This is a genomic window from Flavicella sp. IMCC45668, from assembly GCF_057219105.1.
The window spans coordinates 2,187,134-2,201,710 of the sequence record NZ_CM170114.1; the positions used below are offsets into that span (position 1 = coordinate 2,187,134).

A 14,577-nucleotide genomic window follows, 5' to 3' on the forward strand; every position below is an offset into this window, starting at 1 on the left:
TCTATGATTTACAACTTTCAAGTAACACCTTTGCACGATCTTCACCCCAATTAGGGTAAAACGGAGAAGGCAATTCAAATGTAGCAAAAAGATCTAAAGATTTTTCTAAGTCATTTACAAATGGTTGAATATCATTACCAAAAAACTTTGCGGCTCCAATATTCCATTCCGCATGACAATACGCAACTCTTGGATTTTCTGGCGCAATTTTCTCTGCTTTTTTGTACAATTTATCAATTTTTTTAGAATATTTTCTTCCATAGGTAGCTCCATCATAAGCAACCCAAGCAGTGTACAATAATGCTTGCAACACTAGTAATTCTGGATTGTCTTTTGAAATAACCATTGCTTTATCTAAATAAAACTGCCCTTTTTTTAAATTTGCATCTAATACGGCAAGATCCTTAACTCCAAAGCTAGAAATAATTTCAATTTGGGCTGCATAATAATAAGGTACCCAATTGGTTTGCTCTGCATTGGCAATTCGTTCAAACATATGTACCGCTTCAGTATTTTTTTGTTCTCCCCACAAACCAAAAGCTTGTTGCATTCCTTCTTGATAATTAGATTGACTGCTCAATGTTAAGCTGATACTATAAATTAAAACTGTAATCATTTTTTTCATAATAAATTGTTTTTAAGTTGCAACAAAGATGTTGAGATATTCAGGTTTTAAAAAAACTTAGAAACCGAATTGTAATTTTTCAATGATGAATTGTAATTCTCTACAAATTATCCAGTTGATTGTCTGTTCCTTTTTCACTTATCGTCCAGAAAAAACCAACAAAAAAGAAACTATCAGCTGCAGGTAATATTGGCCTGCTTTCAAAAACACCAGCCCCATTTGGAGTATTCGCATATTGATATCCATTGATATTTTGCCTTCCTAAAACATTATTCACAGATAGGTATAAGATTTTCTGTTGTGTTAATAAGTAAGCCCAGTTCATACTTAAACTGCCATAGGGAGTCGTTTTCTGATTCAAAAAACCAGTTTTATTAAGATCTGTATATGTTCTTCCCGAGGCATAAGTGTAGCTCAAGCCTATCTGACTTTTCCAGTCTTCTATCCAATGCTTTACAACGACTGAAAAATTATGCCTATTCACAAAATTTGGTTCCGCCTCACTTTCATAATTCTTGAAATCTCGTTTGCTATCTAAATAACTATAGCTCAACCAATAATCCGTATTTTTTATCGTTGTATTATCTCTCCAAAACACATCGAATCCGTTCGCAAAACCATAACCTCCAGTAGAATAATAACTACCATGATATGGAAGTTCAGTATCATACCTAATTAAATTATCATAATTTTTGGCATACAGTTCTGTTCTTAATATTCTACCATTCTTATTGAACTGGTAATTGAATATATAATGCTGTGTTTTAGCAGAACTTAGGTTGTCATTAAATTTTAAATAGGTGTTGGATGCCGCCTGTAGAAAATCACCATAAGCAAAAGAAACCTGGCCAAATTTTGATACTTTATAAGCCAATGATGCTCTTGGAGAAAGGGAAGCTCTTTTTTCTAAATCTGAATATTCACCGCGAAGTCCAGCCTTTAATGCTAGATTCTTAGAGAAAAATAAATCAAATTCTGCGTATGAAGAAACAATATTTTTCTGAAATCCAACCGTATAAGAAGGAATATTTTCATCTAAAAAATCTTCTTCAAAATTTGTCGTAAAATATTCTGCCCCCAAACTAAATTGAAATCTATTGGAGAAAAATCTTTTAAACTTCACTTTCGCATGCAAAGAATTCTCTTTATCCCTAATATCACTTAGCTGGTAATCAACCTTGGTATCTGCGTAGGTATAACTAAGTCCGGTCATTATAGACCAATTTTCAGACAATAGTCCTTTGTAAGAACCATTAAAATAGAAATTATCATTTTGCAAACCATACCTCAATCCATCACTAAAGTTGATATCCTCTTGAATAACCTCTAATTTAGAAGCATCAAAAGCTGTATATAATTTCAACAAGCCATTTTTGAACACATGCCGATAAACAGTTTCTCCAGACAAAGCTTCATAAGGTTTTATCCATTCATTTCTGTCGTAAAAAATAGAATTGTAAGGAGCTAAATTTAGATAAGAAACATTTACGCTTAAAGAATTTTTATTCCATATCTGTGTATTTCCAACCGTAGCACCCACACTCATGATTCCGACATCTGTCTTTTCTTGTTCTGGCTCATTAATGGTATTTAATAATAGAACACCAGACAAGGCTTGTCCGTACTCTGCTGAATAACCCCCGGTTGAAAAAGTCATTCCCTCAAATAAAAACGGTGAATAACGACCTCTTGTAGGGGTGTTATTTGCGGTGGCTAAATATGGAGTAAAAACTCTTATCCCATCAATAAATATCTGGGTTTCATCTGCCTCTCCACCTCTCACAAACAAACGTCCATCTTCAGCAACTGTTGAAGTACCCGGCATGGTTTGAAAAGCCGCGATTGGGTCGCCTAAAGCACTCGCCGTTGTTACGACATCTAAAGGCTTAAGTGTGGCAACTTTACTATGATCACCTGATGAAAATATACCTGCAGCAATCACGACAGCATCTAATGAGTTAACATCTTCCTTTAATTTTACTGTCATTGCTTTCATACGCAACACATCGTAGGTTAGCTCCTTTGTTTCAAAAGAAACATAGGAAACCACGAGTGTTTGTTTGCCTTTAGTTTGGGTAGCGAATTCAAAATGACCTGTATCGTCTGTCATTCCACCAGAATAAGTTCCTTTTAAATACACATTGGCTCCAATGATCGGCTCCTTATTTTGATTCAAAACGAATCCGTTAATATGGGTTTGACTAGAGCCTATAAACGACATCATTAACAAGCATGACATTACTATAAAACGTTTCATAAAAGTTGATTTTTTTTCAAAAATCTAACGAAACTGTCTTTCTAAGAAGTAATATATACCCAACTGTAGAAACAAAGAGATGAGCTGTTTATTTTCTGGCTTTTCTAGTGCGTTTTCTTAATTTGAATATCCTATCTGCATAGTACATTTTTAATTCTTCCAAAAAGTCCATAGGGTTATCATAAGTTGTCATCACAATATAGGTTTGTTTCTTTTTAAAGGCACGCAACTCTAAAGTGATTTTTTGATATTGAATTTCTAAATATTCATTCGGATCAATATCTGATTTTGATACAGGCACACTATCAAACTCTACTAAATTTCCACTCATTACATAGGCATGAAAAGCGATAAGCTCTTCCAAACTTCCGTTGTTATACAATTCGATTAATTGACTTGCCGCATCTGTAGCTAAATCTTTTTGATCGCTTTCCAAAGAAAATTTATCTGGGTGCACACAAATCATTGCTTCACGATACAGAGATTTTCTTTGTTTCTTTTCATAATCGGACTCTACTTCTTCATAAGATGGAATAGGAACCACAGCCTCTTGAGGAATATAATTCTTCCCTTTTTGCTTTTGTAAAAGACGTTTTTGCTTTTTCTCCTTTTGGATTTTTTTATAAAGAGCCGTTAACTCTTGAACCTCCACAATCTCTGACTCCAACGATTTAATCAACTCATTTTCAAAAGGGATTAGCATTTTTTCTAAACGTTCTAATTCCTTTTTCTTATCAGAAATTTTAGCTAATAATTCTTCCTTTTGAGTATTCTGTGAGCTAGGGAAATTTTCCATTTTAAATGAAATGCAATTTATAAAGTTCAAATCTCTAACTTTTTTTCAAAACAATCTAAGTTCTTTCTATCCATTTTTATTATTTACATAAGTTAATGGTACTCAACAATTAACAAATATTAAATATAATTGAATTGGCAAACTCCCTAATTTCAGTTAGTTTTGCATTTAACTAACAACCATTCTTAAAATTAAAAAAACCGAAAGGTTTCATGAAACTTAAACCTATCATAATATAAGCTATTTATTTAGCATTAAAGTGGGGTAAAAACAGGTTTAACTGTTTAATAAACAAACCTGAGAATTATTTTAAAGGTTTTTAAAGAAGAAATAATGTTAGTAAAATATATATTAAAGAAATACATTCCGATTGCACTGCTAATATTCGTGTTCGGATTTCAAGCAAAGGCACAAACTTTTATCACGGATGCTTCCCCTTATTGCAATCCAGCTAATATTAATAATTACGGTACTTTTTTTATCGAAAATATTAAGCTTGGTGACATTAACAATACCACAGGAAACAATACTGACAACTATACTTTTTACAACACTACATCAACTGAGTTGATTATTGGAACCTCTAATGATGCTTCTTTACGTATCACAAGAGAATCTTGGCGATCAAAGGTTAGCGTTAGAGTATGGATAGATTTTGATGGTGACAATGATTTTGGAGGTGCAAACGAAACAGTATACACTGCTGATTTCAACTCAACAGCAGATGGTGTCTCAGTACAATATTTCACCATAGCAGTACCTGAAGATGCTACAGCTGGTACAAGCAGAATGCGAGTTGCCGTAAGTGATAAAACATCACTTCAAGCTTGTCAATATAACTACGCCGCAGGAGAAGTAGAAGATTATGTAATAAACATCTCAGCAGAAAACCAAGCTCCCGTTGCCAGTTGTATTGGAAATTTAGACGTGAGTTTAGATGTCTCTGGTAACATCACTATTACCCCTGAACAAATTAATAATGGATCTTCAGATGATAGTAACGGGTTTAATTTGAGTCTAGACAAATCATCTTTTACCTGTGATGACATAGGAATCAACGAAGTCACCCTAACAGTTACTGATCTTAAAGGGCTTTCTGACACCTGTACAGCAACTGTTACAGTAAGTAATTACTCTGGTTTGTTTGAAGCCCCAGCGATTGAACCGACCACCACCTATTGTGAATATACAGCTTCCGCACCCGTTATGGATTATCAATGTGGACAACAGATTATAGGAACCACATCGGATACTACTTATTTTAACACCGCAGGAACCTACACGATCGACTGGGATTTTGACAACGGAAGCACTGTAGTAACCAGTACAGAAACTATCACAATTGAAAACCCTGTAACACCAACAAACATCTCAATTACCTCTATTACCGAAAACACTGCTAATATCTCATGGGATGACACCGGAGTCTCGTATAAAATAAAATACAAACAAAGCAGCAATAGTACTTGGACTGAAACCACAAGCGAAACAAATTCAATTTCACTCAGTGGATTAAATTTTGGAACCGAATACGATATCGAAGTTGCAATTGATGCTTCTTGCGCTATGTACACCGCAACACAAAGCTTTACTACTATTGATATCGCTTATTGTGACTCGGATGTAAATCTAGGAGGGAATTCATCATACTATATAAGTCAAGTAATCTTTGATGACATCGACAATACCTCGACAAACGCAGCCTCAAACTATACGTATTATAAAGATGTCTCAACAAATCTAACACCTGATCAATCTATAAGTGGTACCATACATTTTGAAAGAGGAAATAACGCTGTAGGAATTGTAGTTTGGATAGATTATAATGGAGATGGTGATTTCTTTGATGAAAACGAAGAAGTTTACAGTGTTGTTGTACCAACTGGAGTAACAAGCATTGATCTTCCTAATAATATTTTAGTTCCATCCAATGCCATTGAAGGTAAATCAAGAATGCGAATTGGAATCAAACAATCTAGTATTCCTTCTTCATCTTGTAACTTTGACTATCAAGCAGGAGAAATTGAAGACTATGATATTTATATAAACGACACAAGTGCTTTTGAGGGAGCTATATTTTCACAAGTTTATCATTATAGCACTACAGACCGTTGGATTGAAATAAGTAATTCCGGAAGTGAAACTATACCAGCAGACACTTTGATTTTGGCATTATTCCAAAATAGAAATGGAGACCAAACTGGTCAAACGCCAACAGCAACTTACACAATTCCAGTTAGCATAAGTGTAAATGCCTCTATTTTGATCAATAATTCTGCTGCAGTTTTAAATAATTATACAACAACTCCCTTAACAGACGATAACATTACAAGTTTTGATGGAGGAGATGATATTTTAATAATCTCGACAAAATCGGATAACACTGCATGGGCAAATCGTTTTGATATTATAGAAAACATAACAAACAATACTTCTTTTGTGAGAATTGACCAAGTTAATACGTATCGTAATAATTATAATTATAATGAATGGGTAGCTTTTGTTGATGACTCCCTAGATCCTTACAGAGATCTTGAAAACGGTGGACCGGAAAGACATCCACATGCACCATTAATTTCAGAAGTTAATACTGCAGCAAGTGAAACTAGTATTTTATTGGGTACACATTATTTTGATGAAACTTCTAGAATCAGCAATGCGTGGTCTAACGGTAATCCAGACAGATCGAGAAGTCTAGTTATTGACGAGAACTTCGCAACCTCATCTACTTTACAAGGCAGAACATTAGAATTAACTGCCTCTCAGAAGTTAACCATAACAGATAATTTACTTCTTATAAATGAGAATATCACCTTAAATACTGCTAGTGAACTTAGAATCGCAGGTACCTCTCAACTTATCCAGACTCATACTGATTCTGAAAAAATTGCGGGAACAGGAAACATGTTCATCGATCAAAAATCAAACACAGCCAGTATCTATAGATATAACTACTTGAGCTCTCCTGTAAACTCAACAGGAGGATCAAATTTCACAGTTGCCTCAGTCCTTAAGGACGGTACTGAAGCTACCAAGGTCGATTCAACACCCCTTGATATCAATTTTATTGCTGGTTATGACGGAAATACTGGAAACCCTATTTCCATAGCAGAATACTGGATTTACACCTACACGAACGGAGATGGAGGGAGATCTAGCTGGTCTAGAAAAAGCTCTGATGGTACCATTGGACAAGTCGATGGATTTACACTAAAAGGTCCTGGAGCAGCGCAGAATTACACCTTTGTAGGAACACCTAAAGATGGTAACCTTACTACAACAATTGGTGGTTATCAATCTTATTTAGTCGGAAACCCTTACGCCTCTGCTATAAGTGCAAAAAAATTCATTGAAGATAATAAAGACGCTATAGACGGTACCCTTTATTTTTGGGAACATGCCGGTATTGAAGATGAAGATAGTTCAGAAACGGCAGGTCATAATTATGGAGGATACATTGGCGGCTATGGTACCCGAAATGCTACTTTAGGATTAGCCGCAAACCAAGTAATCTCAAATGATAACGAAAACCCAAACACTCCTTCTATAGGAAACGGAAGCTATTCAGCACCTGAGGAATATATTGCCGTAGGACAAGGATTCTTTGTCTCAAGTGATGTTGATGGAGGGATCATTAATTTTAACAATAGTCAAAGAGAATTTATCAAACTTGGTTCAGAGTCTATTTTCTTTAAAACAGGAAAACAGCAAAAAGAATCATCAGTAAATCCTACTCCAAGCTACTATAATAGCAACTTATCTATAATAAAACTTGGACTAGATTATAAAAATGATGAAAACATAAGTATGCATCGTCAAATAGGAATATCTTTTAATAAAAATAATTCGTTCGCCTTTGATAATGGCTATGATTCTTCGATGTTCGACCTAGGTGCAACAGACATGTATTGGCAATTCCCGAATGATGATAACAAATACATCATAGCCGGTGTTCAAGAGATATCTGATGATTTACAAGTACCACTAGTTATAAAAATGGGATATACCGGAGAAATCTCAATTTCAATAGATGAATGGCAAGCCATTGATAGAACGGTTTATATTGAAGACTCTTACAATAACATTTTATACCCATTAAACAACGGAAAAACAAGTTTGTATGTTGAAGAGGGACTCTATGAGGACCGATTCGTTTTAAGTTTTTCTGCAAAAGATATTTTAGATGTACCGGACAACAATCATCTGGAAAATTTACTGGTATACTTCAATAGCAACAATAATTCTATTGTAATTGAAAATCATAACAACAAGATTTCAGAGGTGATTTTATTTGACGTACTAGGTAATGAAATTCAAAGTTGGAGTGACCTATCTCAAGAGAATCATGAAATTTTAAATACTCCATATTTAAAAACAGGCGTATACGTTGTTCAACTAAAAATTGACGGAAAAATCATCTCTAAAAAAATAATCGCTTCAAATAATTGATATCTTTAACTCATGAAAAGAGAAGACATCATAATTAAAGAACTGAATCTATTAGCGCACCCCGAAGGAGGATATTACAAAGAAACTTATAGAAGTGAGGGACTAATTTTTGAAAGCAATCTACCTGAACAATTTAAAGGTGATAGAAATTATTCTACTTCTATTTATTTCCTTTTGAAATCTGATTCGTTTTCTGCTTTTCATAAAATTAATCAAGATGAAAATTGGTTTTTCCATGAAGGATCAAGCCTAACAATTCATCAAATTTCACCTGAGGGTGTGTATATCAAAACCCAACTAGGTTCCAATATTTTAAAAGGAGAAGTTTATCAACATACGGTTCCAAAAAATTATTGGTTTGGAGCTACTGTTAACAACCTTAACTCATACAGTCTTGTTGGCTGTACAGTTGCACCTGGATTTGATTTTAGAGATTTTATACTTGCCGACAAAAACGAATTACAAAAAAAATTCCCCAATCATAAAACTATCATCGAGGAACTTACACGTTAAACCGTTAAGGTTTATATTTTAATGGCAAATGCACGACTTTTTTAGTCTCAAAAAAATCTTCTTCAAAAAAATCAGATAAATTATAAAGCGTGGTCGTTTGAAAAACCGACAATTCTTCGGTAAGATCCCCTCCTTTTAGATATAAAATTCCATTTCGCAATTCGTGGTTTTGCTTTTTTGCCACTTTTTTACGAACCCACTTTACAAAATCTGGCATTGTGGTAACAGCTCTACTAACAATAAAGTCAAATTCACCTTTCACCTTTTCAGCCCTCATGTGATCTGCTTTTAAGTTTTTCAAACCTAAAGCTTCTGCAACTCCTTGAACCACTTTTATTTTCTTACCAATAGAATCCACTAGTTGAAATTCGGTTTCAGGAAACAAAATGGCCAATGGAATCCCAGGAAAACCACCACCAGTTCCTACATCCAAAACTCTTGCTCCCGCTTTGAACCCTTGCACCTTGGCAATCCCCAATGAATGAAGTACATGTCGCAAATATAACTCGTCAATATCTTTACGAGATATAACGTTTATTTTTGCATTCCAATCTTTATATAACTCTTCTAATTTTTCAAATTGACTGAACTGTAAGTCAGAAAGATTTGGAAAATATCTTTTTATTATTTCCATAATTCCCTTAATTATGCCCCAAAAGTAACATCTTTTAACTATTTAATGGGTTATTATTATGAAATAATGAATTCTTTTGAGCTAAAAAAAGTTTATTTTTGCAAACTGATCTGTATACATATGAAAAAAATAAACTTCTCTAGAATAGACAAAGCAAAGTTTTTCAGAACTTTAAACAAGCGCGTAAATGGCTATTTTAAGGAGAACGGAATTGCAAAAACAGGAAATTGGAAATTATACTCCAAAGCGGTTCTGATGTTTGTTTTACTTTTTGTTCCATTCATTCTTATTCTTACTGTTTCCCTTCCTCAATGGGCCATGTTATTACTTATGATAGTCTCTGGTATTGGAATGGCTGGTGTTGGTATGAATGTAATGCATGATAGTAACCATGGATCATTTTCTAGTAAAAAATGGGTAAACACCTTAATGGGAAGCAGCATGTATGTACTTGCTGGAAATGTTTACAATTGGAAAGTACAGCATAATGTATTGCACCATACCTTTACTAATATCAAAGGTCATGATGAAGATATAGACGCCGGTAGAATCATTCGTTTTTCAAAACACTCTAAATGGCTAAAAATACACCACTTACAAAGATATTATTCAATTTTCGTTTACGGACTTTTAACAATTAACTGGGCCATAACTACAGATTTTAAACAAACAAGTAGGTATTTAAAAAGAGGCTTGTCTTATGGTGATTTTCCAAATCCAACAAAACAATGGATCACGCTGATTATTACAAAAGTTTTGTATTATGCCTTTTGGGTTGCATTACCAATGCTCGTTTTAGACATTGCTTGGTGGAAAGTATTAATTGGTTTTATCACCATGCATTATACTGCTGGTCTAATTTTAAGTTTAGTTTTTCAATTGGCACATGTGGTCCCAAATACAGAAATGCCATTACCTGATAAAGAAGGTAACTTAGAACACACCTGGGCTATTCACCAGTTGTATACAACTTCTAATTTTGCACCAAACAATAAATTTGTATCCTTCTGTACGGGTGGGTTAAATCATCAAGTAGAACATCATATTTTTCCGAATATTTCCCATATTCATTATGGAAAACTAGCTAAAATTGTAAAAGAAACGGCAAAAGAATTTAATTTACCTTATCATGAATACAAAACCATGACCAAAGCCTTAAAAGAACATTTTCACCAATTAAAAACTTTAGGGGTAAATCCTGCATATCATTAATAAACAAAACACAAAAAGTTTTATAAGACTTCAATATCAAATAATCAACATTTATCAAAAATGAAACAATTATCAAACAGAATTAACAGCTTACCAACTTCTGCAACTTTAGCAATGGCTGCTAAAGCAAGAGAATTGAAAGAACAAGGAAAAGACATTATCAGTTTAAGTTTAGGGGAACCAGACTTCAACACGCCTGAGTTTATCAAAGACGCTGCTATCCAAGCTGTAAATGACAATTATAACTCTTACAGTCCTGTTAACGGATACCTAGATTTACGTGAGTCTATTTGTAAAAAATTCAAAAGAGACAATAACTTATCTTACAACCCTAATCAAATTGTTGTTTCAACAGGAGCAAAACAATCTATTGCCAATGTTGCACAAGTTTTATTAAACCCAGGTGACGAGGTTTTATTACCTGCACCTTACTGGGTTAGTTATTCAGCTATTTCAACATTAGCTGAAGCTAGTTTTGTTGAGATTCCTTCTTCAATTGATACAGATTTTAAAATCACACCTGAACAATTAGAGGCTGCTATCACTCCAAAATCAAAATTAATTTTCTTTAACTCTCCTAACAACCCAAGTGGAACTATATACTCTGAAGATGAATATAGAGCATTAGCGAAAGTATTAGAAAAACACCCAAATATTTATGTAGTATCTGACGAAATCTATGAACACATCAACTATGGAGCTGGAAACTTCAGTTTTGCTGCGATAGAGAGTATGTATGACAGAACTATCACCGTAAATGGTGTAGCGAAAGCTTTTGCTATGACTGGTTGGAGAATTGGTTATATTGGTGCTCCTGAATGGATTGCTAAAGCCTGTAACAAACTACAAGGACAAGTAACCTCTGGTGCTAATTGTATTGCTCAGCGTGCTACGATCACTGCCTTAGATGCACCAGTAACGAAAATTGGTTACATGGTGGATGAGTTTCACAAAAGAAGAGATATTGTTTTAGATTTATTAGGAAAAATCAAAGGATTTAAACTTAATATTCCTGAAGGTGCATTTTACGTATTCCCTGATATTTCTTATTTCTTTGGAAAGACAATCAAGGGAAATAAAATTGAAAACGCTTCTGATTTTTCTATGTTTTTATTAGAAAATGCCAATGTCGCTACCGTAACAGGTGAAGCTTTTGGAGCTCCAGATTGTATACGTATGTCTTACGCTGCTTCTGAAGAACAATTGAGAGAAGCTATTGATAGAATCAAAAAAGCTTTGGCTTAAAAAGTGCTAAATTTCTAAAAGCCTCAATCATTAATTTGATTGAGGCTTTTTAATTTCCCAAATAATTTTTTCTCATACCATTTTTCACAACTCTTAATTTAAGTTTTTTAACGCTCAAGGAATTTTTAGTTTTTTCAAAACAGATAATACAAATCTTTGTATTGTAAAATCTAATATAAATAAAAACTTTAAAAAATGGCTTTAGACAATCCAACAATCGGAGAAATAGTAATGTTCGCAGGAAACTTCCCCCCAAGAGGCTGGGCTTTTTGTGACGGACAATTATTACCAATTAACCAAAATCAAGCATTATATTCTGTTATAGGAACTATTTACGGTGGTGATGGAAGAACAACTGTAGGTCTACCGGATTTAAGAGGAAGAACCGCAGTACACCCCGGTACGGGCCCTGGTTTAACTACAAGGAGACTCGGTCAAAGATCAGGTACGGAATATAATGTTCTTACCACTGCGCAGATTCCTTCACATAGTCATGTTGCAACAGGAAAAATAGAAGCCTCAACGAATGAAGGAACAACAAGTGACCCAAAAGGCATGTATCCTGCAAGCCCAATTTATCAAATAGATAGAAATGCCAAAGCTGAGATTAATGCATATAACCCCACAGCCAATGCCTTAATGGGTGATCGAAGTGTTTCAATAACAATTGGGAACACTGGTGGTGGACAGCAGGTGAACAATATGCAGCCATTTGGATGCGTAAATTACATCATTGCTTTGACCGGAACTTACCCTTCAAGAAGCTAAAACTCGATAAACCTAAGCAAAAAGCCAGAATTAAATCTGGCTTTTTTTTTGTAAAAGACGAACTACTCCGATAATGATAACAACAAGATAGCACCTTTATTTAGGACTTTGATATACCTTTGGTAGTAAACAAGAATTTATGATTATAGCTTATAAATTGCACCTGCTTCTAATAATTTAGTCACAAATTTAGAAGTTTTAAAGGGTTCAATATTGGAGAAAATTACCGAATAGAAGAAAATATTGCTGTGTTTAGTTTGACTGACCTAAATAAGTAATTAGCTATAGGTGATGATTTTACAGTCTCTAAAACAGCAAGCTCTAGCGATTTTTCTTCGACTGAGTTCTTGGTGAAGTAAACGTTTTTAATATGACACATTAAAATAATCTTATTAGAAAACACAATAATGCAACGGTTACGGATCAAATTTTGGAGCTCTAGATTGTGTACATATGTCTTAAGCTGCTTCTGAAGAACAAATAAGAGAAGCTATCGATAAAATCAAGAAAGCATTCAAATAAGACAGCCAAAAAATATTTTTTTGAAAACACATTATTGATAATAGCGAGGTTGTTTGTAAACAATTGTTTACAATTACATCACAAATTTTCATTTAACAATATCTTTTTCTAATTTTAACTTGCCCCTAATAGTTGCCAATTTTATAAATCAACGACAATGAAAAAGTTACAAAACATCATTGAATTTGAAAATGCGATCAACAGGAACAAAAAGTCAATTGCAAAGAAAAAGAAATCTGCACCATTCATTATAGTCTGTATGACTGTATGCTATACGCTCATGTTTAACTTTAGCGGACATAAATTGAATTATTTATTTGATAATCAGTTGGATTTTGTAAAAACAATTTCATACAGTTTTCTTGTACTCATAGGTCTATACGGTATCTTTATTTACTTTAGCATTTATAAACTTTCAACTCAATCAAAAAAATGGAATAAAGCTTTATACAATCTATCCAAATTAGACGAGGATATTGTTCAAAGACACCGGCACTCCCTATAACTAGTGAGTTGTATTATTCCTCTTCCATAGGGATTGACACCTTTCAGACGGGATTGTATATTTGTCATTATTCAAACAGCCGAAACGCGAAAGGAAATGATAAATATGAAACAATTCTACCCCCTAGTATTGATTGCATTAATTTTTTGTTTGGTATCCATGAAACCAAGTGGTAACCAAGAAAAGACGGCACTTGAAAAATCTGATGTTTTTATATGCTCTAATAACAACACTCCTGACATCAGTATCTCCCCAAACCCTGTTCATAGAGAACTTATTTTAAAATCTACAAGTCTATTAGAAATCAAAACCCTTGGAATTCACAATATTTCAGGAAGACTTATAAAGAACTGCTCTATAAAGAATTCGACAATAAATGTCCAAAACCTCCCCACCGGGATTTATTATCTAAAAGTCACTACTGACAAGAATATTATCACCAGTCGATTTATAAAAAGATAACGCTTACACCTTTTAAACCTCGTTTAAACATTATTTTCATACGCTAAAGGAATCTTCAGTATTTTTTTTAATCGTCTTAGATATTTTTGTCTAAAAAAATCATGAAACCATATATCCAACAAATAATTATGTTTGGTGGGAATTTTACTCCAATAGGCTGGACATATTGTGACGGTGAATTATCTGAATCTGAGACAAACCAATTACCTTCTCATATACATGTAGCTACAGGAACTAATACAGAAGCAACACTTGCTAGCTTAGATACTGCAAAAACAAATGAGCCTACAATAGATGTACTTACTAAATCTAATTATATTATTGATAGAAGTAATACTGCTCCCATAAACACATATAGAGCACCAAACAACTTGGTTCAAGTCACTCCAAACACAGATAACAACCTGTATATCAATATTATTGTTACAAACCTAGGCGCTGGAGTAAACAATGTTCAACCCTCTATAGCTATCAATTACATCACACCCTTGAACAAAATAAACCCTTCAAAAAAATAACTCCTCAAACACACTCCTTGGATTCTTCTAAAGAGTGTGTTTTTCTTTAATCATTGATCTACTAGTTCTTA

At 33.8% G+C, this 14,577-nt stretch carries 12 protein-coding genes; 8 read left to right on the forward strand and 4 right to left on the reverse strand.

Annotation, left to right across the window (positions count from 1 at the left end):
• Window position 1 precedes the first annotated feature (1 nt).
• The 3 genes from AC2DZ0_RS09060 to AC2DZ0_RS09070 all read right to left on the reverse strand — a co-directional run bounded on the left by AC2DZ0_RS09060 (window position 2) and on the right by AC2DZ0_RS09070 (window position 3,678).
• Window positions 2-625 (reverse strand): hypothetical protein, encoded by a 624-nt coding sequence (locus AC2DZ0_RS09060; RefSeq protein ID WP_484641389.1) that lies wholly within the window; start codon window positions 623-625, stop codon window positions 2-4.
• A 100-nt stretch (window positions 626-725) separates the two neighbouring features.
• Window positions 726-2,882, reverse strand: a complete 2,157-nt coding sequence (locus tag AC2DZ0_RS09065; RefSeq protein ID WP_484641391.1) for a TonB-dependent receptor — start codon at window positions 2,880-2,882, stop codon at window positions 726-728.
• Window positions 2,883-2,970: 88 nt separating this feature from the next.
• Window positions 2,971-3,678, reverse strand: coding sequence for a hypothetical protein (locus AC2DZ0_RS09070; protein WP_484641393.1), 708 nt, complete (start codon window positions 3,676-3,678; stop codon window positions 2,971-2,973).
• Window positions 3,679-4,011: 333 nt separating this feature from the next.
• Here AC2DZ0_RS09070 and AC2DZ0_RS09075 point away from each other — a divergent pair, with 333 nt between their 5' ends.
• Together AC2DZ0_RS09075 and AC2DZ0_RS09080 are read left to right on the forward strand one after the other, a co-directional pair.
• Window positions 4,012-8,127: a GEVED domain-containing protein gene (locus tag AC2DZ0_RS09075; RefSeq protein WP_484641394.1), complete on the forward strand. Its 4,116-nt coding sequence runs from the start codon at window positions 4,012-4,014 to the stop codon at window positions 8,125-8,127.
• A gap of 12 nt (window positions 8,128-8,139) precedes the next feature.
• A complete protein-coding gene (locus AC2DZ0_RS09080; protein ID WP_484641396.1) occupies window positions 8,140-8,640 on the forward strand; it encodes a cupin domain-containing protein in 501 nt (166 codons plus the stop codon).
• 4 nt (window positions 8,641-8,644) lie between these two features.
• On the opposite strand, the gene rsmG is transcribed toward AC2DZ0_RS09080, so the two are convergent.
• The gene (gene rsmG, locus AC2DZ0_RS09085; protein ID WP_484641398.1) at window positions 8,645-9,274 is read right to left on the reverse strand and encodes a 16S rRNA (guanine(527)-N(7))-methyltransferase RsmG; all 630 of its coding nucleotides are present in this window, start codon (window positions 9,272-9,274) and stop codon (window positions 8,645-8,647) included.
• A 120-nt stretch (window positions 9,275-9,394) separates the two neighbouring features.
• Between rsmG and AC2DZ0_RS09090 the strand changes: the two genes are divergently transcribed.
• From AC2DZ0_RS09090 to AC2DZ0_RS09115, 6 genes are all read left to right on the forward strand, one after another.
• Window positions 9,395-10,486 (forward strand): fatty acid desaturase family protein, encoded by a 1,092-nt coding sequence (locus tag AC2DZ0_RS09090; protein WP_484489742.1) that lies wholly within the window; start codon window positions 9,395-9,397, stop codon window positions 10,484-10,486.
• Window positions 10,487-10,546: 60 nt separating this feature from the next.
• Window positions 10,547-11,731, forward strand: a complete 1,185-nt coding sequence (locus AC2DZ0_RS09095) for a pyridoxal phosphate-dependent aminotransferase (protein ID WP_484641399.1) — start codon at window positions 10,547-10,549, stop codon at window positions 11,729-11,731.
• 195 nt (window positions 11,732-11,926) lie between these two features.
• Window positions 11,927-12,499: a phage tail protein gene (locus tag AC2DZ0_RS09100; protein WP_484489744.1), complete on the forward strand. Its 573-nt coding sequence runs from the start codon at window positions 11,927-11,929 to the stop codon at window positions 12,497-12,499.
• A 679-nt stretch (window positions 12,500-13,178) separates the two neighbouring features.
• Entirely contained in the window at window positions 13,179-13,526 is a 348-nt protein-coding gene (locus AC2DZ0_RS09105) for a hypothetical protein (RefSeq protein WP_484641401.1), read from the forward strand.
• A gap of 105 nt (window positions 13,527-13,631) precedes the next feature.
• Window positions 13,632-13,988: a T9SS type A sorting domain-containing protein gene (locus AC2DZ0_RS09110; RefSeq protein WP_484641403.1), complete on the forward strand. Its 357-nt coding sequence runs from the start codon at window positions 13,632-13,634 to the stop codon at window positions 13,986-13,988.
• 101 nt (window positions 13,989-14,089) lie between these two features.
• The gene (locus AC2DZ0_RS09115) at window positions 14,090-14,506 is read left to right on the forward strand and encodes a tail fiber protein (RefSeq protein WP_484641405.1); all 417 of its coding nucleotides are present in this window, start codon (window positions 14,090-14,092) and stop codon (window positions 14,504-14,506) included.
• Window positions 14,507-14,577 lie beyond the last annotated feature (71 nt).